This is a genomic window from Microbacterium sp. Soil_N32 (assembly GCF_057655505.1).
On the sequence record NZ_JBDGME010000019.1, the window covers coordinates 367,344 to 385,622 of the forward strand.

General features: G+C 69.5%; 20 protein-coding genes and 4 tRNA genes. 12 read left to right on the forward strand and 12 right to left on the reverse strand.

From position 1 onward, the window contains the following. Window positions 1-72 precede the first annotated feature (72 nt). Window positions 73-1,266: a ribonuclease D gene (locus AC3A3J_RS09860; RefSeq protein WP_487672108.1), complete on the reverse strand. Its 1,194-nt coding sequence runs from the start codon at window positions 1,264-1,266 to the stop codon at window positions 73-75. Beyond that, complete coding sequence (locus AC3A3J_RS09865) at window positions 1,259-1,840, reverse strand: DUF3000 domain-containing protein (RefSeq protein ID WP_487672109.1); 582 nt, start codon at window positions 1,838-1,840, stop codon at window positions 1,259-1,261. The genes AC3A3J_RS09860 and AC3A3J_RS09865 overlap by 8 nt, the downstream gene beginning before the upstream one ends. A 25-nt stretch (window positions 1,841-1,865) precedes the next feature. On the opposite strand from AC3A3J_RS09865, the gene AC3A3J_RS09870 reads away from it, so the two are divergent. Continuing rightward, entirely contained in the window at window positions 1,866-3,020 is a 1,155-nt protein-coding gene (locus tag AC3A3J_RS09870) for an alpha/beta hydrolase (RefSeq protein ID WP_487672110.1), read from the forward strand. Here the strand turns inward: AC3A3J_RS09870 and AC3A3J_RS09875 are convergent. Next, complete coding sequence (locus AC3A3J_RS09875) at window positions 3,004-3,435, reverse strand: SufE family protein (RefSeq protein ID WP_487672111.1); 432 nt, start codon at window positions 3,433-3,435, stop codon at window positions 3,004-3,006. The two genes, AC3A3J_RS09870 and AC3A3J_RS09875, sit on opposite strands and share 17 nt — an antisense overlap. A gap of 19 nt (window positions 3,436-3,454) precedes the next feature. Beyond that, on the reverse strand, window positions 3,455-4,348 hold the full coding sequence (locus AC3A3J_RS09880) for a sulfurtransferase (protein WP_487672112.1): 894 nt from the start codon (window positions 4,346-4,348) through the stop codon (window positions 3,455-3,457). A gap of 129 nt (window positions 4,349-4,477) precedes the next feature. Here AC3A3J_RS09880 and zapE point away from each other — a divergent pair, with 129 nt between their 5' ends. The 4 genes from zapE (at window position 4,478) to AC3A3J_RS09900 (ending at window position 7,939) form a co-directional block, all read left to right on the forward strand. Then, window positions 4,478-5,521 (forward strand): cell division protein ZapE, encoded by a 1,044-nt coding sequence (gene zapE / locus AC3A3J_RS09885; protein WP_487672113.1) that lies wholly within the window; start codon window positions 4,478-4,480, stop codon window positions 5,519-5,521. Window positions 5,522-5,635: 114 nt separating this feature from the next. Further along, window positions 5,636-6,871: an ammonium transporter gene (locus tag AC3A3J_RS09890; RefSeq protein ID WP_487672114.1), complete on the forward strand. Its 1,236-nt coding sequence runs from the start codon at window positions 5,636-5,638 to the stop codon at window positions 6,869-6,871. 29 nt (window positions 6,872-6,900) lie between these two features. Then, the gene (locus AC3A3J_RS09895) at window positions 6,901-7,467 is read left to right on the forward strand and encodes a type II toxin-antitoxin system PemK/MazF family toxin (RefSeq protein ID WP_487672115.1); all 567 of its coding nucleotides are present in this window, start codon (window positions 6,901-6,903) and stop codon (window positions 7,465-7,467) included. An 88-nt stretch (window positions 7,468-7,555) separates the two neighbouring features. Continuing rightward, complete coding sequence (locus AC3A3J_RS09900) at window positions 7,556-7,939, forward strand: SPW repeat domain-containing protein (protein WP_487672116.1); 384 nt, start codon at window positions 7,556-7,558, stop codon at window positions 7,937-7,939. Window positions 7,940-7,998: 59 nt separating this feature from the next. Here AC3A3J_RS09900 and AC3A3J_RS09905 read toward each other — a convergent pair whose 3' ends face one another. Both AC3A3J_RS09905 and AC3A3J_RS09910 read right to left on the reverse strand, forming a co-directional pair. Next, window positions 7,999-8,190 carry a hypothetical protein gene (locus AC3A3J_RS09905; RefSeq protein ID WP_487672117.1) on the reverse strand — a complete coding sequence of 64 codons (192 nt, stop codon included), beginning with the start codon at window positions 8,188-8,190 and terminating at the stop codon, window positions 7,999-8,001. Window positions 8,191-8,298: 108 nt separating this feature from the next. After that, window positions 8,299-9,642 (reverse strand): flavin monoamine oxidase family protein, encoded by a 1,344-nt coding sequence (locus AC3A3J_RS09910; RefSeq protein WP_487672118.1) that lies wholly within the window; start codon window positions 9,640-9,642, stop codon window positions 8,299-8,301. Between the two features lie 215 nt (window positions 9,643-9,857). On the opposite strand from AC3A3J_RS09910, the gene AC3A3J_RS09915 reads away from it, so the two are divergent. Together AC3A3J_RS09915 and AC3A3J_RS09920 are read left to right on the forward strand one after the other, a co-directional pair. Continuing rightward, a complete protein-coding gene (locus tag AC3A3J_RS09915) occupies window positions 9,858-10,982 on the forward strand; it encodes a carboxylate-amine ligase (protein ID WP_487672119.1) in 1,125 nt (374 codons plus the stop codon). 5 nt (window positions 10,983-10,987) lie between these two features. Beyond that, complete coding sequence (locus AC3A3J_RS09920) at window positions 10,988-11,743, forward strand: hypothetical protein (RefSeq protein WP_487672120.1); 756 nt, start codon at window positions 10,988-10,990, stop codon at window positions 11,741-11,743. Window positions 11,744-11,765: 22 nt separating this feature from the next. Here the strand turns inward: AC3A3J_RS09920 and AC3A3J_RS09925 are convergent. After that, window positions 11,766-11,841, reverse strand: a tRNA-Val gene (locus AC3A3J_RS09925). A 155-nt stretch (window positions 11,842-11,996) separates the two neighbouring features. On the opposite strand from AC3A3J_RS09925, the gene AC3A3J_RS09930 reads away from it, so the two are divergent. The 3 genes from AC3A3J_RS09930 to AC3A3J_RS09940 all read left to right on the forward strand — a co-directional run bounded on the left by AC3A3J_RS09930 (window position 11,997) and on the right by AC3A3J_RS09940 (window position 12,294). Next, window positions 11,997-12,069 (forward strand) — tRNA-Gly (locus tag AC3A3J_RS09930). Between the two features lie 54 nt (window positions 12,070-12,123). Beyond that, window positions 12,124-12,194, forward strand: a tRNA-Cys gene (locus AC3A3J_RS09935). Window positions 12,195-12,219: 25 nt separating this feature from the next. Next, window positions 12,220-12,294, forward strand: a tRNA-Val gene (locus AC3A3J_RS09940). 48 nt (window positions 12,295-12,342) lie between these two features. Here the strand turns inward: AC3A3J_RS09940 and AC3A3J_RS09945 are convergent. From AC3A3J_RS09945 to AC3A3J_RS09960, 4 genes are all read right to left on the reverse strand, one after another. Then, on the reverse strand, window positions 12,343-13,293 hold the full coding sequence (locus AC3A3J_RS09945; protein ID WP_487672121.1) for an intradiol ring-cleavage dioxygenase: 951 nt from the start codon (window positions 13,291-13,293) through the stop codon (window positions 12,343-12,345). 121 nt (window positions 13,294-13,414) lie between these two features. Continuing rightward, the gene (locus AC3A3J_RS09950) at window positions 13,415-13,975 is read right to left on the reverse strand and encodes a hypothetical protein (protein ID WP_487672122.1); all 561 of its coding nucleotides are present in this window, start codon (window positions 13,973-13,975) and stop codon (window positions 13,415-13,417) included. 2 nt (window positions 13,976-13,977) lie between these two features. Further along, window positions 13,978-15,126: a zinc-dependent alcohol dehydrogenase gene (locus AC3A3J_RS09955; protein ID WP_487672123.1), complete on the reverse strand. Its 1,149-nt coding sequence runs from the start codon at window positions 15,124-15,126 to the stop codon at window positions 13,978-13,980. 25 nt (window positions 15,127-15,151) lie between these two features. Continuing rightward, complete coding sequence (locus tag AC3A3J_RS09960; protein WP_487672124.1) at window positions 15,152-15,628, reverse strand: DUF4383 domain-containing protein; 477 nt, start codon at window positions 15,626-15,628, stop codon at window positions 15,152-15,154. 189 nt (window positions 15,629-15,817) lie between these two features. On the opposite strand from AC3A3J_RS09960, the gene AC3A3J_RS09965 reads away from it, so the two are divergent. Together AC3A3J_RS09965 and AC3A3J_RS09970 are read left to right on the forward strand one after the other, a co-directional pair. Further along, complete coding sequence (locus AC3A3J_RS09965) at window positions 15,818-16,321, forward strand: DUF6098 family protein (RefSeq protein ID WP_487672125.1); 504 nt, start codon at window positions 15,818-15,820, stop codon at window positions 16,319-16,321. After that, window positions 16,318-17,070: an MBL fold metallo-hydrolase gene (locus AC3A3J_RS09970; RefSeq protein WP_487672126.1), complete on the forward strand. Its 753-nt coding sequence runs from the start codon at window positions 16,318-16,320 to the stop codon at window positions 17,068-17,070. The genes AC3A3J_RS09965 and AC3A3J_RS09970 overlap by 4 nt, the downstream gene beginning before the upstream one ends. 27 nt (window positions 17,071-17,097) lie before the next feature. On the opposite strand, the gene AC3A3J_RS09975 is transcribed toward AC3A3J_RS09970, so the two are convergent. After that, window positions 17,098-18,261, reverse strand: coding sequence for a MalY/PatB family protein (locus AC3A3J_RS09975; RefSeq protein ID WP_487672127.1), 1,164 nt, complete (start codon window positions 18,259-18,261; stop codon window positions 17,098-17,100). Between the last annotated feature and the right edge of the window lie 18 nt (window positions 18,262-18,279).

The following is an 18,279-nucleotide window of genomic DNA, read 5'->3' on the forward strand; positions in this document are numbered from 1 at the left end:
CTGCCTCCAAGTTTGTGCGGTGGCCTCAGTCTATGAAGGCCCGGAAACCGGGAGGAATCGGTTGGATCGAACCTACGAAGCCGTCGCGGACGCCTCGTCGGGTCGTTGCGCGGCCTCTACAAAAGCATCCGCGATCTTCTGTGCGGTCTGTTCAACCTGCCACGGGCGTGCGCCGAGCAGGGTGAGGTCGTGAGCGATGTCGTCGACGGACTCTCCCGACGGCGACCATGCCACCCGGCGCAGATATTCGGGCGTCAGGAGGTTCTCGGTCGGCATGCGCAGACCCTCCGCGATCTGCTCGACCACGGGTCGCGCCGCCTTCAGCCGGGCGTCGGCCTCGGGGTTGCGGTCGGCCCAGGCGCGTGGCGGGGGCAGGGCATCGCTGGGCACGCGTTCCCGGGGGAGTTCCTCGCTCGCGCGTCCGTCGACGATCGCCTGCCACCAGCGATCGAGCTGCGAGCGGCTCGCGCGCCCCTGGAAGTCCTTGACGCCGGCGAGCGCCTGCTTGCTCTGCGGATTCGCGAGCACCGCCGCGACGAGCGAGCGGTCCGGCACGAGACGCCCGGGGGAGACGTCCTGCTGCTGGGCGTACAGCTCGCGCGCGTGCCAGAGCGACCGGGCCACCGCGAGGTTGCGTGCACCGCGCACCTGGTGCAGTCCGCTCAGGCGGCGCCACGGATCCTCGCGCGGGGCCTTGGGAAGACGTGCCAGGGTGGCCTGGAACTCTTCGGCGGCGAAGGCGGTCTTGCCCTGCTCCTCGAGCTCGGCGACGAGGGCGTCGCGCACGTCGACGAGGTGCAGCACGTCGAGGGCGGCGTATTCGAGCCAGGCATCCGGAAGCGGTCGCGTCGACCAGTCGGCGGCCGAGTGCTCCTTCTTGAGCGTGATGCCCAGCGTCTGCTCGACGACGGCGGCGAGACCGACCCGCTCGTGCCCGAGCAGCCGGGAGGCGAGCTCCGTGTCGAAGATCGTGTGCGGATCCAATCCGAGTTCGCGCAGGGACGGGAGATCCTGGCTGGCCGCGTGGAGCACCCATTCCAGATCGCCGATGGCAGCGGCGAGCGGTGAGAAGTCGCCGAGCGCGGGCGGATCGAACAGGAACACCCCGGCGTCGCGACGGAAGACCTGCACGAGATACGCACGCTGCGAGTAGCGGAAGCCCGAAGCGCGTTCGACGTCGACCGCGACGGGCCCTTCGCCGTTCGCGAGGGTGGCGCAGGCAGCGCGGAACTCCTCGACGTCCGAGATCACGGAGTATTCAGTCACGTACAGCCTTTCGCGCGCCGATCACGGCGATGCCCTCGGAGCCGGGCGGAAGTCCCGCCAGCATCCCGACCAGTTCGGCCCATGCCTCGACGTGCGGGCGGAAGGGGCCTTCGGGAGACCAGGACGCCCGCAATTCTATCTGCGCGCCGTCGCCTTCGAGGGCGAGGCCCCCGAAGCCTTTCGAGAGAGTCTTGGTAGAGGTCCCGGAGGCCGCCGCGTAAATCGCCTCCCGGGAGTCGAGCGCGTCGATGAGCCACGACCAGGTCACATCCGCGAGCAGCGGATCGGTGCCGATCTCGGTCTCCAGCGGCGCCTGCGCGAAGATCACGATGCGCCACGCCCCGCCCCACCCGGCCGGCTCGTCCGGATCGTGCAGGAGGATGAAGCGCCCTGTGCCGTACGCCGACTCGCCGTTCGCGTCCGGGCGCACCTCGGCGGCGAGGGCGACGGCGAAGGGAGCCAGCCCGGCGGGCGCGGGGATCTCTCGGACGGCGATGTCGTCGCGGAACACCGTCGCGCGCAATTCTGCCGTGGCGCTGTCGAAGGGGCTCCCGGCATCGGGGGGTGCGGTCACGGCAACAGGCTAGAGTCAGGAGGCGATGAAGAGTCTCAGGCACGCCGTCGCGCTCGTCCTCCCGATCTTCGCGCTGCTGGGTGCGGCCGCGTCGTTCCTCGTGCTCGGCGTCGCCCGCCGGGTGGTCGTCCCGACATCGGGCCGCCCGAACACGCGCATCCTGTCGATCGACACCGGCGCGCAGACGATCGAGCTCGCCCGTACTCTCGACACTGAGCTGCCCGGGCGATACGGCCTCTACACGACCGGAACGTACGGCTACGTGAAACTCGGGGCCGTGCTCAGCGCCGATGCCACGACCGTCCGGCGGAAGCTGCTCACGCAGATCGAGCCCGGCGCACGCGTCGACGGGGACGCCGGATTCAGCGGGTGGTACTACGCCGCGCCCGCGGAACTGCACCTGCCCTGGCAGAACGTCCTGATCGGATCACCCGCCGGACCCTGCCCTGCCTGGTTCTTCCCCGCCGAGTCGCGCACCTGGGTGATCCAGGTGCACGGTCGCGGCACCACGCGCGGGGAGTGCCTGCGAGCCGTCCCCGTGCTGCATGCCGCGGGTCTGCCCACCCTCGTCGTCTCCTATCGCAACGACGGCGAGGCGCCGCGCAGTCGCTCCGGCGCCTATGCCCTCGGCGCCGCGGAGTGGCGCGATGTCGATGCCGCCGTCGCCTATGCGCTCCGTCACGGCGCCGACCAGGTCATCCTCATGGGCTGGTCGATGGGCGGCGCGATCGCGTTGCAGACGGCCGTGAACTCCGGGCACCGCGATCGGATCGCGGGACTCATCCTCGATTCGCCGGTCGTGGATTGGCGCAGCGTGCTCCGCTTCCAGGCCGGACAGATCGGCCTTCGGGCTCCGCTGCCGGCTCTTGCCATGCGTACGCTCACGCATCCGCTCGGCGCGCGATTGAGCGGTGCGGAGGAGGCGATCCCGTTCGATCGACTCGACATGGTCGCGCGCGCCGACGAACTCACCGCCCCGATGCTCATCCTCCACAGCGACGACGACGGGTACGTGCCATCGGGGCCGTCGCGCGCTCTCCAGGAGGCGCGCCCCGACATCGTGACGATGCCCCGCATCTCCGGAGCACGGCACACGAAGATCTGGAACCACGACGAAGCCGGATGGTCGTCGGCGATCACCGATTGGCTGCAGGAGCGGGGATTCAGCGCTTCTGCCTGACCTGCTTCTTCGCCCGCATGAGCATGCCCGTCATCCCGCCGATGCGGAGGGGCGAGACCGCCTTCGTCAGACCGATCGACTGCGGGTAGTCGTCCGGGATCGCCAGCACCTCGTCGGGAGTGAGACCCGTGATGCCCTGTGCGAGGATGCTCGCGAATCCGCGCGTCGTCGGAGCCTCCGGGGGAGCCGTGGCGTGCATGGCGACCCGATCGTCGACGACCTCGACGTAGATGTAGACGGGGGACTGGCACTCGGCCACGCGCTCGCACATCTCCGGATGCGCGGCCACCTCCGGCGAGACGGGCGGGAGCTCGTCGGCGAACTCGAGCAAGAGCAGCAGACGATCGGCCTCGGGCGTCTCGAGGAAGGAGTCGCGGATCTCGGCGAGGGTGTCGGGAACGTGGGTGTCGCTCATCCCCGCCATTCTCACACGCTCAGAGTGCGCCGGGCTCGGAACCGGTGGCGATCGGCACGCGCACCGCGCTGCCCCACTCGGTCCAGGATCCGTCGTAGTTGCGCACGTTCTCGAACCCGAGCAGGTGCTTGAGCACGAACCAGGTGTGGCTCGACCTCTCGCCGATGCGGCAGTACGCGACGACCTCGTCGCCGTCGACCAGTCCTGCGCCCTCGCGGTAGATCGCATCCAGTTCCGCGCGGCTCTTGAACCCGCCGTCCTCCGCCACGGCCTTGGCCCACGGAACGCTCTGCGCGGTGGGGATGTGGCCGGCGCGCAGCGCGCCCTCCTCCGGGTAGGCCGGGGCGCTCGTGCGCTCCCCGCTGTACTCCTCGGGCGAGCGCACGTCGATCAGCGGCTTGCCGATGTGGGCGAGCACGTCTTCCTTGTAGGCGCGGAGCAGGGAGTCGTCACGCTCGACGACGGGATACTCGGTCGCAGCGCGGGTCGTCTTCTCGCGCGTGATCTCGCGTCCCTCCGCGATCCAGCGGTCGCGGCCTCCGTCGAGCAGACGCACGTCCTCGTGGCCGAAGAGCGAAAACACCCACAGCGCGTACGCGGCCCACCAGTTGTTCTTGTCGCCGTAGATGACGACGGTGTCGTCGCGGGCGATGCCCTTGCGGCTCAGGAGCTCGGCGAATCCCTCGCCGTCGACGTAGTCCCGCACCACGGGGTCGTTGAGCTCGGTGTGCCAGTCCACCTTCACTGCCCCCGGGATGTGACCCGTCTCGTAGAGCAGCACGTCCTCGTCGGACTCGACGACGACGAGACCCGGCTCACCGAGGTGCTCGGCGAGCCACTGCGTGCTGACGAGACGTCCGGGCTCGGAGTACTCGGCGAACTTGGCGGACGACGTGTCGAACTCGATGGTCACGGGACGCTCCTCGGGGGTGTGCGGGCGAAGGGTGGGCCGGCGACGGCGTAGTGTTGATCCGTCGCTTCGACGATAGTTCCCCTCGGTGCCCCCGATGCCCGATTCGTAAGACTTCGACACAGGAAACGAATGACCGACACGAAGAGCACCCCGGGCGTCGTGCGCCTCAGCGATCGCCAGCCCGCCGTCACCGGCCCCGAGATGCTCGCCAGCCTCGTTCCTCCGCCGCAGTTCGACGGCGCCACCTTCGACAGCTACCGCGCCGACCCGGAGTACCCCTCGCAGGAGGAGGCCAAGCAGACGCTCCTGCAGTTCTCCGGCCGCGGTGCCCCCGTCAAGCGGGGCGGGTTGTTCAGTCGCGCGAAGAAGGAACCGGAGGTCAAGCCGGGCGTCTACCTCGACGGAGGATTCGGCGTCGGCAAGACGCACCTGCTGGCGGCGATCTATCACGCCATGCCCGCGCGACGGAAGTACTTCGGTTCGTTCATCGAGTACACCGCTCTCGTCGGCGCGCTCGGTTACAAGAACACCGTCGACCTCCTCCGCGGAGCCGACCTGCTGTGCATCGACGAGTTCGAGCTCGACGATCCGGGCGACACCATGGTCATGACCCGGCTCCTGGGCGAGCTCGTCGCCTCCGGGACGAAGCTGGCCGCGACGTCGAACACGCCGCCGAACGCCTTGGGCGAGGGACGGTTCGCCGCGCAGGACTTCCTCCGCGAGATCCACCAGATGGCCGACAGCTTCCGCACGATGCGCATCGACGGCGTCGACTTCCGACAGCGCGCGATCGACGGTCACGCCGTCGTGCTCACCGACGAGCAGTATGCGGATGCCGTCGCCACCGCATCCGCATCGTCGACGGTCTCGGACGACGCGTTCGACGACGTCATCTCGCACCTCGCCCGCGTGCATCCCTCCCGGTACATCCGTCTGATCGACGGCATCGGGATCGTCGGCCTCCGAGACGTGCGCGTCCTCACGGACCAGTCGGAGGCGCTGCGTTTCGTCGCCTTCGTCGACCGTGTCTACGACGCGCAGATCCCGATCCTCGCGACCGGGGTCGGCCTCGACCGGGTCTTCGCCGAGGAGATGCTCGGCGGCGGATACCGCAAGAAGTACCTCCGCGCGATCTCCCGGCTGAATGCACTGACGCATTCCAGCCCCGCGTAACGCGATGGTTACACGCCGACGCCGCGTGTAACGCCGGGGAAACACACCTCGCCCGTCCCTGAAACCGAGCCTCGCCACACTGAAGCTCTCAGTTACTCGGATGTGAGGTATTCCATGGATGCTCCCGGCAACATCTCCTGGGCGATCACCGCGACCGCCCTCGTGCTGCTCATGACCCCCGGCGTCGCGTTCTTCTACGGCGGGCTCGTCAAGGCCAAGAGCGTCGTCAGCATGATGATGATGAGCTTCGGCTCCATCGGACTGGTGGCGGTGCTCTGGATCCTGTTCGGCTTCTCGATGAGCGCCGTCGACAGCCCCACGCAGTTCGCCGGCAACCCGTTCGCGGACTTCGGTCTCGCCGGCCTCGCCGAAGGCCCCGACGCCAACGTCGCACTGCTCGGCGTCGCCTACGGCGCCACCTTCGCGATCATCACCGTCGCCCTGATTTCGGGTGCGATCGCTGATCGGGCCAAGTTCGGTTCCTGGCTGATCTTCGCCGGCATCTTCGCCACGGTCGGCTACTTCCCGATCGCGGCGTGGGTCTGGGGCGGCGGCTGGATCATGAACCTCGGTGAGACGCTCTTCCCCGGAGGGGACATCGCGGTCATCGACTACGCCGGCGGCACCGCCGTGCACATCAACGCCGGAGCCGCGGCGCTGGCGCTCGCGATCGTCCTCGGCAAGCGGATCGGTTTCCAGAAGGGCATCCTCAAGCCGCACAACGTGCCGCTGACGCTTCTGGGCGCCGCGCTGCTGTGGTTCGGCTGGTTCGGCTTCAACGCCGGTGCGGAGTGGCTCGCCGAGGACATGGGCGGTGTCGGCCTGATCGGCATCAACACGCTCGGCGCCACGGCAGCGGCCATCCTCGGCTGGATTCTCATCGAGAAGATCAAGGACGGCAAGCCGACCTCGGTGGGCGCCGCCTCGGGTGCGGTCGCCGGCCTCGTGGCCATCACCCCCGCCTGTGCGAACCTCACCCCCGGGTGGGCGCTGCTGCTGGGCGTCGTCGCCGGTGTGCTGTGCGCGCTGGCCGTGGAGCTCAAGTTCCGTCTCGGGTTCGACGACTCGCTCGACGTCGTCGGCATCCACCTCGTCGGCGGTCTGCTCGGCACGATCTACCTCGGATTCTTCGCGACGGGCCAGGGCCTGTTCGTCGGTGGCGACTGGCGCCTGCTGGTCGTGCAGGTCATCGCGGCCGGCGGCGTGCTGATCTACTCCTTCGTCGTGGCGTTCATCATCGGCTTCGCGATCGAGAAGACCATCGGCTTCCGGGTCACCAGCGAAGACGAGATCGCCGGTGTCGACTCCGTCGTGCACGGCGAGGAGGGCTACGCGCTCACCGAAGCCTGATCCTCGGATCGAGGAACTAGGGTGACCGTGTGAGTTCAGCCCGGAGCATCCTCGTCACGATCACCCGGAGAGTGCTCGACGCACTCTCGCCCCGAACGTCCCGGCCCCGCACGGCGCCGGGACGTTCGGCCGTGCTGCGGCCGCAACCGGCGCCGGCCCCCGCGGGGAGTAGAGCGGAGACGGCGACGAGACGGCTCGACCCCCGGGCGGTGCGCGGGCTGGTCGTCGAGTACTCCCCGAACCGCGACGGAGCTCCGGACGCCGGGGAGATCGTCTGGACGTGGGTGCCCTACGAAGAAGGGGACGGACGCGGCAAGGACCGCCCGGTGCTCGTCATCGGCCGCGCGTCGGCCGAGCGGGTCTACGCGGTGCGTCTGACCTCGCGCCCGCACGATGGCGATCGTGACTACCTCTCCATCGGATCGGGGGCGTGGGATGCCCAGGGCCGCGAGTCATGGGTCGACATCGAGCAGCTCTACAGCGTGCACGAGCGCGGTCTGCGACGGGAGGCCGCTGTGCTCGCCCGGTCGCGATTCGACCACGTCGCTGCGGCTCTGCACCAGCGGTACGGCTGGCGCGCGACACGCCCGAACTGAAGGTCGGTCGACATCGGAGCAATCCGATCGCGCACGGGTGCCGAACCTTCTGTGAGCCGCTTCCGCGGTTCCTGCACAAGGAGGCATTATGCGTTTCATCCCCACGAAGGTCCACGGCATCCTCGACTACGTCGTCGGTATCGCCCTGATCGCAGCCCCCTGGCTGTTCGGCTTCGCTGCCATGGGCGGACCCGCCGTCATCATCCCGGTCGTGCTCGGCATCGGCCTGATCGTCTACAGCCTGTTCACGAAGTACGAGTGGGGCCCCTTCGGCTTCATCCCGATGCCGGTGCACCTCGTCTTCGACATCGTCGCGAGCCTGTTCCTCGCCCTCTCGCCCTGGATCTTCGGATTCTCGACCGAAGCCCCGAACGTGTGGCTGCCGCACGTCGTCGTCGGCATCGCGGTCATCGTCGTCGTGCTGTTCTCGAAGCCGCAGCCGGCGAGCACGCCCCGGGCCGCCCGAGCCTGACGCGTGCAGAAGGCCCCCTCCTGTCCTGGCAGGAGGGGGCCTTCGTGCGTCCGGAGAGGTCACTCCCCGTCGATGTCGTCCTCGTCGAGCGGGTCGGTGGCGTCGACCTCCGCGTCGTCCAGGCGCTGGTCCTGAGCCGGCGGCAGGTCCTGCAGGAAGGCGCGGTCGCTGTTCGGGTCGCCGCTGCCGTCGCCGGCGATGCGGTCGTCCTCTGCTCCGGCGATCGGGTTCTGGTTCTCGATGTCGCTCATCGCTCACTCCTCTCGGTCGGGCTGCCCCGGGGCGGGCGGCCGCTGTCCTTCGATGCTCTCCGGTCCGCTCGCTTGGGCCGAGGGGGTGGTGCACCGACGCCGCGCGTGTTAGACGGCGCGAGCGGCGTCGCCGTCCCACAGCGCATCGATCGGAACGGGCCTGCCGAGCACCCGCTCCACGGCTCGGTGCCCGGACAGCAGAGCCGCCGTCACGGTCGCGGGATCGTCGGTCCAGGTCGCTTCGCCGGCGAGGTGCAGCCGGTCGCCGATGGGCACGGCGAGGTCATCGTGATCGGCGGTGGTCGAGCCCGGACGCATGAACGCGTACGAGCCGCGCGACCACGGGTCGTGCTGCCACGCGGTTCGATGGACCGCAGTGGGAGCGGGGACGCGGTCGCCGTACAGGCGGCGCAGCTGCGCGAGTACCGAGACGACGAGCCGCTCATCGTCCCAGTCCGCCGTCCGCTCAGCGGCGGGCCCGGCGGCGAAGGTGAGCAAAGTCGGCTCTCCGTCGAGGCGGGTGAGGTCGTACCACGAGTGCCACCACCGGCCTTCGGGGCCCTGCTGACGGATCGCGTAGACGTCCGGCTCCCAGAAGCGCTCGGGGAAGCGGAGGAAGACCTTCTCGAAGCGGTTCATCGCCAACCGCGACAGTGCGGCGGCGTGCGCTTCGGGGAGCGCGGGGGAGAACACCAGGTCGCTGGACTGCAGCACTCCGACCGGGACGGTGACGATCGCCTGCCGTGCGCTGAACGCCCCGTGGGCGGTGGTGATGAGCACGCCGTCTGGCGACCACTCGACGCGAGTCGCCGGCGTCGACAGGCGGATGTCGAGGCCCTCGGCGAGGTGCGCGGGCAGCGCGTCGTACCCGTCGGGGAACACGACCTCGTCGCCGTCGATCACGTCGTCGTCGAGGCCGTGCGCCGCGAGGTCGTCGATCCACGCGCCGTACTGCTCCTCCGCGCGGTGCTCGAGATACTCGCGCACGCGCTGCGTCCGCGCGGCATCCCACCCCTGCACGGCCAGTGCAGCCTCGGTGACGTCGCGGTACGAATCGGCGGGACCGGAGGCGTCGATGGTGGAGAGCAACGCGGTGTCGACGGCGTGGATGTCGTCGACGTAGCGTCGCGCCTCCTCGTCACTGAGGCGGTCGCCATCCGGGCCGTAATGGGCGATCGGGCGGCTGTCCGGCTGATATCCGCCGACGGTGAACTCGACCGTCCGCAGACCGAACGCCGCCGCGGCGGCGGCGACCGGGCTGTCGGTGATGCCGTGGATCCACGACGCGCCGAGGTCGGTCACGCGGCCGTCGGAGCGGTCCGTGCTCACACGACCGCCGATGCGGTCGCGCGCCTCGACGAGCACGCAGCGACGCCCGGCGATCTCGAGGAGTCGAGCAGCGGTCAGACCCGCCACGCCGGCTCCGACCACGACGACGTCTGCGTTCTCCATGTGCTCTTCCTCGTGTCGGCTTCGTTCCCGCTCTCCAATCCGACGTTAGCGAGGTCCCGGGAGCGGAAGGAAGGGGGCGGGAGGAAGGGGGAGGAGGCAGCGGGGCCGGAGCGAGGCGGCCTCGGCGCGGGCACCACACGTCTCGCGGGCTGCAGAACGTGTCGGCCTTTGTCAAGACGCTTCACGCTCAGCATGTCACCGCGCTGAATCGCCCCATGAGGACTTTCGGTGTGGAAGAGGAGCTTCTGCTGATCGATGGCGCGACCGGTCGCGCCATGGCGGTCGCCCCGCAGCTCCTGCGGCGGGCGGGGGCGGGTACGACGCTGGAAGCAGAGCTGCAGCAGGAGATGATCGAGGCGGTCGGAGCTCCCTGCCGCGAGCTCGCCGACCTCGCCGATGGAATCGCCTCGTCGCGACGGGTGGCGGATGCGGCCGCCCGCGAGGTGGGCGCCAGGGCGGTGGCTCTCGCCACCTCGCCGCTGCCGCTCATACCGCACACGACGCCCACGGCCCGGTATCGGGAGATGACGCGCCGCTACGGGGTGACAGCCCGTTCGTCGCTGACGTGCGGCTTCCACGTGCACGTCTCGATCCGGTCGGCGGACGAGGGGGTCGCTGTGCTCGACCGCGTACGGGAGTGGCTTCCGCTCGTGCTCGCCCTGTCCGCGAACTCCCCGTTCTGGAACGGTGTCGACACGGGCTATGCGAGCTATCGGAGCGACGTGTGGAACCGTTGGCCCTGCTCCGGGCCGAACCCCGTGTTCGGCGATGGAGGGTCGTATCGACGTCACGAACGAATGCTGTTGGAGTCGGGCACCCTTCTCGATGCCGGGATGCTCTATCTCGACGCACGATTGTCGCGGCACCACCCGACGGTGGAGATCCGCATCGCGGACGTCTGCTTCCGTGAGCGGGACGCCGTGACGATCGCCGGTCTCTGTCGAGCGCTGGTCGAGTCCGCCGCTGAGGAGGCGCGGCGAGGGGTGCCGCCGGCCGGCAGTGATCAACGAATGCTGCGCCTGGCCACCTGGCGGGCGGCGATGACGGGGGTGCGCGGTGATCAGGTCGACCCTCGGACGGGGGAGCGCTGGACCGCGGAGACCGCCTTCGAGACGCTGCTGCGCCACGTGGAACCCGCCCTCGATCGGGCGGGTGATCTGCAGCGGGTCGCGGAAGGCATTCGAGAGATCGTCGCTCGGGGAACGGGCGCGGACTGGCAACGCGAGCAGCTGGCTCTGCGGGGGAACCTCGCTGACGTCGCCATCGGAGCATGCCGGTCGGGTCTGGCGCAGTCGGACGCGGGCTCGGGCGCCCGCGAAGCCCCGCTTCCGGTCGCATGATGCGGATGCTCTTCCGCCTGCTCGGCCTCGCGCTGCGCGGCGGGATCGCGTTCGTCCTGCTGATGCGTCGTCCGCGGCCGATCCACTCGCGCGGTGCGGTCTTCGACGGTGAGGCGGTGCTCGATGGCGATGTCGTGCGCGCGATCCTCGTCGCGGCGGCGGGGGAGACGGGGGAGACGGGGGAGCCCGCCGGACGGATCGCGTTCCCCATCGTGGCGCGCCTGTCCCGTTCCATCGGGTTCCCCGACGGCGTGCCGGATGTCTACGGACTCGCCCTGCGCGGCGTGATCGACGGCCGAACCGTCGACCTGCAACTCTCCGCGACCGGTGTCGGGGTGCCCGGCCGCTTCGTGCTTGCTCCGCACCTCACTCCAGACCGGGCGAGCTACTCGAGCATCCTCCCGGTACGGACCGAGCGCGGGCCGATGCTGTTCTGCGCGCGCACCATTCCACCACGACGACTGCCCGCCGACTTCGCGGCGCTTCGTCGAGCGGTGTTCCGCGATACCTGGCGCCTGACGCTCTCGGCCGCGACGCCGCGAGGCAGGTGGCATCCGATCGGCGAGATCGTTCTGGATGCAGCCCGGTCCGGGGACGACCCGACGCTGCGCTTCGACGTCGACCGGCATCCGGTCCCCGGCACGCAGCCGTACGGATGGGTGGCCGCGCTGCGCCAGCCGGCTTACCGGCTCGCCCAGGGGCGGGATCCGGGGGAGCGTGCGAGGGGAGCGGATGCCGGGAACGCAGAAGGCCCGCGATGACCGCGGGCCTCCTGTCTCGATGTGGTGGGCGATACCGGACTCGAACCGATGACCTCTTCCGTGTGAAGGAAGCGCGCTACCAACTGCGCCAATCGCCCAGGGCCCCAGGGGGCCGACAACCGATACTACCGGACACCGAGCGGTGCTCGTGACCATCCGGAGAGACACGCGCGAGATTCGCGTCGGGTTTTGACACTCGTCGATCTTGGGCTAATGTTTCATGAGTGCCCGGGACAACAACCGGGAACGAAATGCGGATGTAGCGCAGTTGGTAGCGCACAACCTTGCCAAGGTTGGGGTCGCGAGTTCGAGTCTCGTCATCCGCTCGAGTGCAGGGGATCTTCGTCAGAAGGTCCACGGCACGTGGGGTCAATCCACACGGTGGCGTGGCCGAGCGGCTAGGCACCGGCCTGCAAAGCCGTTTACACGGGTTCGAATCCCGTCGCCACCTCACCGATAAATGAATAGCCTTCTAGGCGCGATTGGCGCAGCGGTAGCGCGCTTCCCTGACACGGAAGAGGTCACTGGTTCGATCCCAGTATCGCGCACCACCAGACGAAGCCCCCGGTTCACGCCGGGGGCTTCGTCGTTGATGGCGTTCAACCACGTGGCCCGCCGGGGCCTCCCGCGGGAGCGGATACCGATGCGGGAGCCGTGCGCGTGTCGATACGGACGACGAGGGTTGCGGTGTACCCGGCGTCGGCGTCGCCGCTGACCGTCGCCAGCTGCGAGGAGGCGGAGTCGTCGCCGAACACGGTGTCCTGCGCGAGGCTCACAGCGCTCAGGTTGCGCGCCGACCCTCCGTACCCGTCGAGAGCATAGACCGCGGCGCTCTCCGCCTGCGGCAGCGCCATCTGCGAGGTCGCGATCGCGTTCGCCGCGTCGGTGATCGAGGCGACGTCGGGATATACCTCGAAGTGGATGTGCGGCCATCGGCCGGCGTAGCAACCGGGGAAGATCGAGGTGAACGACACCCGGCCCTGGGCATCCGCGACCTGCACGCCCCGCAGGTACGTCACGTCCTCTAGGCCGTCGGAGTACATGGAGTAGTCACCCTCAGCGGTGCAGTGCCACGCGTACAGAGCAGCTCCCGCGAACGGCGCATCGCCGTTCGCCACGTCGACGAGCTGGAACTCGATCGTCAGCGGCACTCCCGTCGCGGTTGCGCCGCCGTCGATGGAGCGGGTGATGTCGCGACGTACGATGCCGGATCTCTCGAGGATGTCCGGACCGTTGGTGCCGTCCGCCGGATAGGGACCGGCCGTCTCCTCCGGGATCTCGCTGTCGGTTTCCGCACCGGTGTCGTCCGTGCCGCCCGCGTCGGACGGCGACGGTGAGGCGGACGACGCGGACGGGGCCGTCCCGCAGGCCGCCAGGATCATCGCCCCGATGCCGAGACCGGCGAACCCGAGCACGCCGCGACGGCTCATCACCGTACGGATGTCGAAAGGGGCGCCCTGGTCGACGACCTCCTCATCGGGCCGATCGAGCGGTCGTCCCTGGTACAGCGGGCCGTCGGGTGTGATGTCGGGATCGGGGATGCGGCTCATGGAAGGGTCCTTTCGGGGAGCGGTGCGTGTCCGCACCACGATCCCGGAGGAACCGATCAGAATTCACTGCGCCTACTATGAGCCGCCGATGAGGCACTCAGGCCGCAGACGAGGACGGTGCTCAGCGACGTCGACGCCGTAGCGTCGATACCGCGAGCAGAACCGCGGCGATCCAGGGCCCGGCCACGATGATCGGATCGAGCCAGGTGTGCCGCAGGTCGATACGTCCCCGTCCGAATCGGGAGGCGAGCGGTCGATGCCGCGCCTCGGCGAGGATTCCGGTCTGGGTGATCGGATTGTCGGGACGGGGCGTGAGGAACGAGCGCAGGTGGGCTTCGACGGACTCGACGCGGTCGCCCAGCACGAGCAGCAGCCAGCGCGTGTTCTTGGTCTCGCTCAGCCGGTCGTAGGCGATGCGCCGGATCGCGCCGGACAGGCCGTGCAGGGGCTGCGCGGTACCGAACACCGGCGGGAGCATCCCGTGCTCGATCGAGCGCTCCCTGTCTTCGCCCCCGGGCTGCCGGTCGGGTTCGATCCAGTGCGCACCGGTGTCCCCGAAATCCTCGAGCTGCTGCCACGTGCGACGGTGCTTCGGCGCGGCGTCGGTGCCCCAGCCGGGGATGCGCGCGCGGAGCTCGTCCGGCGTCGGAGCGAGGAGGGGTTTGGCGGGTTGGTAGGGCATGATCAGTCCTCTCCGACGGTGATGACGGGCTTGATGCAGCCATCGAGCTTCGACGAGAACACGTGGTAAGCCTCGGCGATGTGTTCGAGCGGGAAGCGGTGCGTCAGCAGATCGGAGGGCCTCACGTGTCCCTCGCGGATGTGCTCGAGCAGGCGGGGCCATTGCCGCTTCACCGGCGCCTGATTCGCACGCACCGTCAGCCCCTTGTTGACCGCGTCGCCGAGACGCACGGACGAGGGGAGGGGGCCGTAGGCCCCGATGACCGAGACGGTGCCGCCCTTCCGCACCGAGTCGATGGCCCAATTCACCGCGACGGGGGACCCGCCCTGGAGTTTGAGCTTCGCGCCGGTGATGTGCTGGACCAGGCCGCCGTCGGCCTCCGCGCCGACCGCGTCGATGGCGACGTCGGCGCCGAGGTGGCCGGTCGCGCGCTTCATCGCGAGGACGATGTCGCCGACCTCACGGAGGTGCATGGTCTCGGCGTACGCGAAGTCGCGGGCCTTCTCGAGCCGATAGTCGAGGTGGTCGACGACGATGACCCGCCCGGCTCCGAGGAACCACGCGGACCGAGCTGCGGCCAGCCCGACCGGGCCGGCGCCGAAGACCGCGACCGTGTCGCCCTTGGCGATCTCACCGAGCTGAGCGCCGAAGTAGCCCGTCGAGAACGCATCCGTGAGCATCAGGGCGTCCTCCGACGACAGCCAGTCGGGCACCACCGACGGGCCCACGTCGGCGAACGGCACGCGGACGAACTCCGCTTGCCCGCCGTCGTAGCCCCCGGTGGTGTGGGAGTAGCCGTAGATCCCGCCGACGGCGGTGGCGTTGGGGTTGACGTTGTGGCAGTTCGACAGCAGGCCGCGGCTGCAGAAGTAGCAGGTGCCGCAGGAGATGTTGAACGGCACCATCACTCGGTCTCCGACCGAGAGATTCTGCACCGACGGGCCGACCTCGTGCACAATGCCCACGATCTCGTGGCCGAACGTGTGACCGATCCGGGTGTCCGGCATCATGCCGTGGAAGAGGTGCAGATCGGACCCGCAGACGGCGGCGTGCGTCACACGCACGATCGCGTCGTTGGGATGCTCGATCCGCGGTTCCGGCTTCTCGGCGACCTGGATCTTGTACGGGCCACGATAGGTCATCGCGCGCATGGTCGGCTCCGTCGATGCAGATCGGTCACGCGCGGGCGGTGCGGTTGCCGTTGCCAGGGACGCGGGGCTCGCGGCTGACGAAGATGCCGAGGAGCACCATGCCGATGCCGAGGGCGAGGTGCAGCCAGTTGTCCGCGTCGTTCACCGGGATGAAGTTGAGCGAATCATTGCCGACCGCGATCAGACCGTAGAGCCAGACGACGAGGTAGGCCAGACCGCCGATGATCAGGTACAGGCGCGACGAGCGCGCACGTGCGGCGAGGGCGATACCCGCGATCGCGAAGGCCAGGTGCACGAAGTTGTGCAGCACCGAGACCTGGAACACGCCCAGGAGATGCGCCTCGGAATCGGCCCCCGCACCGTGCAGGTGCTCGGCGGAGTGGGTGAGTCCGGGAATGAAGCCGGCGATTCCGACGAGGAGGAAGACGATGCCCACGATGAGGGCGGTCTTCTGGATCGGCGTCGCGGCGTAGCCGTGGGTGCGTCGTGCGGTGTCGGTCATGAGTGCCTCCAGATGGGTGTAACAGGAGTGACCGACGTTAGGGGGGCTGTGGATCGCCTGAGAGGGCGTTGACGGGGTGAGGGAGACGCGCTATCTTCGCCCGCTATCCCGCGTTCGCGCTCGGGGCGTCATTGCCGATCCTGTCAAGCCCCCTGTCATGGAGCTCCGACGCTTCCTACCGTCCGACGCATGCACGACATCGACGCCTTGCTGAACGATCGAGCCCCCGTCGTCGACGACGACACCGACGCCCCGGATGCGGCTCTGCGCCGCGTCTCGCATCTCGCGCAGCTCGCGGCCGTGGTCCGGGCCTGGCCCGGACTGCATGTGCGGTACTCCGAGGGGCCGGATGCCGATGCCGCCCGTTCGAGCGTCGACACCGAGAGCGGGCTGGAACTGCCGGGGCTGTCGGTGAACCCGTTGGACGCCGAGCAATGGTGGACGCGCCCGTTGGAGGACTGGCTGGCGCGTCAACTGTCGCAGTATCAGCATCTCGCCGAGGACGAACCGGAACGGATCGCGTGGATCCTGCGCGGGCGGGTGTGCGGCCGTGGCCCCGACTGCGAGCCGCTGATCGACGAGGTCGAACCGGTCGCCATCCTCGACGAGGCCCTGCTCGCCGAGGCGCGGGAGCGGTACGAGCGGGAGTTCGATGCGGGCCGTGGCCCGACCGATGATGGAGGGGAGCAGTGAGCGCTGCGCGCCGCTGGTCCGAGGTGGCGGCGGGGGTGTTCCGCATCGCGGTGGCGGACGTCAACTGCTACCTGCTGCAGACGACCGAAGGCCTGACGTTGTACGACGCCGGCCTTCCCGGTTCGCGCGGCGCGCTGACCGAGGTGCTCGCGCATCTCGGGGCCACCGTTTCCGACATCGACGCGCTCGTGCTCACCCACGGGCACTTCGACCACGTCGGGATGGGGCGCATGCTCCAGAGCCGCGGCGTCGACGCGCACGTGCATCCGCGCGACGTCCACCTCGCTCGGCATCCGTACAGCTACCGACCGGAGGAGGCGCGCGTCGCCTACCTGCTCTCCCACCCGGGCGGCATCCCGCCCATCACGCGCATGGCTCTGCGAGGGGCTTTGGGTGTGCGCGGCATCGAAGTGACCGGGCGCGTGTCGCACGGGCATCCCGTCGACGCCCCCGGAATGCCGATCGCGCTCTGGACTCCGGGCCATACCGGGGGCCACTGTGCGTTCTTCTTCGAGGAGACCGGGGTTCTGATCTCCGGCGATGCGCTCGTCACCCTCGATCCGTACACGGGCGAGCGCGGCCCGCAGATCGTCGCCCGTGCCGCCACCGCGGACACCTCTGAAGCGCTGGGGTCGCTCGACGTGCTCGACGAGAGCGAGGCGTCACTGGTGCTCCCCGGGCACGGCGAGCCCTCTCGGGACGGGGTGCGCGCCGACACCGCGGCGGCCCGGAGGCGTGGGGCGCACTGACCGTTCGCGTCGGAGACGGGGCGCGATTCAACGGGAGCGGAGTGCCTCGGCCATGCGCAGGACGGCCTGCTCGATGAGCGGTCGGGGCATGGCGAAGACGAAGCGCGTGAATCCGACCGCGGCCTCGCCGCAGGCGGCGCCGTCGGTCATCGCGACGCCGGCGTGCTCGCGGAACCATGCGCCCAGGTCGCCAGTCAGCCCTGTCTCGCGGAGGTCGAGGAGGGCGATGTAGGTGCCCTCCGGCAGCACCAGTCGCACATCGGGAAGGTGCTCCGCGACAAGCTCCGCGAGCGCGCGCCGATTCCCGTCGAGGTACTGCACGACCTCGTCCAGCCAGCCGCCACCGTTCCGGTAGGCGGCGACGTTCGAGACGGCGCCGACCGTCGACGTCCCGTGGCCGGTCCACATGCCCTCTCGCTCCCAGAGCTCGACGTCCGCCTCGTTCGACAGGATCACCTGCGCGCACTTGAGGCCCGCGAGGTTCCAGGCCTTCGACGCGGAGGTCGCGGTGAGGGTGTGCGCGGCCGCCTCGTCGGAGACCGAGGCGTAGGGGATGTGCCGGGCGGGCGCGTAGACGATGGGAGCGTGGATCTCGTCGGAGAACACGCGTCCGCCTGCCGCGGAGACGGTCTTCGCCACGAGTTCCAGCTCCGTGCGGGTTGCGACCGTACCGAGCGGGTTGTGCGGGTTGCACAGCACAAGCATCTCGCCGCCGTCGGCGAAGGCCGCGGTCACGGCGTCGTGGTCGAGCACCCAGCGACCGTCGACGACGACCTGCGGCACCTCGATCACGCGTCGCCCGTGCATCGGCGGGACCATCAGGAACGGCATGTAGGCCGGAGTGGGCACGATCACGGCCGATCCGGGTGCGGTGTGATGCTCGATGGCGTATTCGAACGCGGCGATGACATCGGGGACGTGCTTCACGCGGGTCGCGGGCACCTCCCATCCGTAGTGATCGGCGTACCAGGCCGCCGTCGCCGCGGCGAGGTCGGCGGCGAGGTGCTCGGGCAGGTAGCCGGCCAGCCCGGCATCGAGCGCCTCCCCGATCGCGGTCTTGATCGCGGGCGCCACTCCGAAGTCCATCTCGGCCACGAACGCGCCGATCACGTCGGGAAAGGCGGTCCACTTGACGCTTCCGGCCGCGCGGAGGTCGCTCTCGGTCAGGGCATCGAATCCGCCGGCGAGCATAGGGGAGTCCTTTCGAAG

Coding starts and splice junctions, on each gene's coding strand:
- AC3A3J_RS09870 (WP_487672110.1), top strand. CDS start 1,866: ATGAAGAGTCTCAGGCACGCCGTCGCGCTCGTCCTCCCGATCTTCGCG.
- AC3A3J_RS09875 (WP_487672111.1), bottom strand. CDS start 3,435: ATGAGCGACACCCACGTTCCCGACACCCTCGCCGAGATCCGCGACTCC.
- zapE (WP_487672113.1), top strand. CDS start 4,478: ATGACCGACACGAAGAGCACCCCGGGCGTCGTGCGCCTCAGCGATCGC.
- AC3A3J_RS09890 (WP_487672114.1), top strand. CDS start 5,636: ATGGATGCTCCCGGCAACATCTCCTGGGCGATCACCGCGACCGCCCTC.
- AC3A3J_RS09900 (WP_487672116.1), top strand. CDS start 7,556: ATGCGTTTCATCCCCACGAAGGTCCACGGCATCCTCGACTACGTCGTC.
- AC3A3J_RS09905 (WP_487672117.1), bottom strand. CDS start 8,190: ATGAGCGACATCGAGAACCAGAACCCGATCGCCGGAGCAGAGGACGAC.
- AC3A3J_RS09910 (WP_487672118.1), bottom strand. CDS start 9,642: ATGGAGAACGCAGACGTCGTCGTGGTCGGAGCCGGCGTGGCGGGTCTG.
- AC3A3J_RS09915 (WP_487672119.1), top strand. CDS start 9,858: ATGAGGACTTTCGGTGTGGAAGAGGAGCTTCTGCTGATCGATGGCGCG.
- AC3A3J_RS09920 (WP_487672120.1), top strand. CDS start 10,988: ATGCTCTTCCGCCTGCTCGGCCTCGCGCTGCGCGGCGGGATCGCGTTC.
- AC3A3J_RS09945 (WP_487672121.1), bottom strand. CDS start 13,293: ATGAGCCGCATCCCCGATCCCGACATCACACCCGACGGCCCGCTGTAC.
- AC3A3J_RS09950 (WP_487672122.1), bottom strand. CDS start 13,975: ATGCCCTACCAACCCGCCAAACCCCTCCTCGCTCCGACGCCGGACGAG.
- AC3A3J_RS09955 (WP_487672123.1), bottom strand. CDS start 15,126: ATGCGCGCGATGACCTATCGTGGCCCGTACAAGATCCAGGTCGCCGAG.
- AC3A3J_RS09960 (WP_487672124.1), bottom strand. CDS start 15,628: ATGACCGACACCGCACGACGCACCCACGGCTACGCCGCGACGCCGATC.
- AC3A3J_RS09965 (WP_487672125.1), top strand. CDS start 15,818: ATGCACGACATCGACGCCTTGCTGAACGATCGAGCCCCCGTCGTCGAC.
- AC3A3J_RS09975 (WP_487672127.1), bottom strand. CDS start 18,261: ATGCTCGCCGGCGGATTCGATGCCCTGACCGAGAGCGACCTCCGCGCG.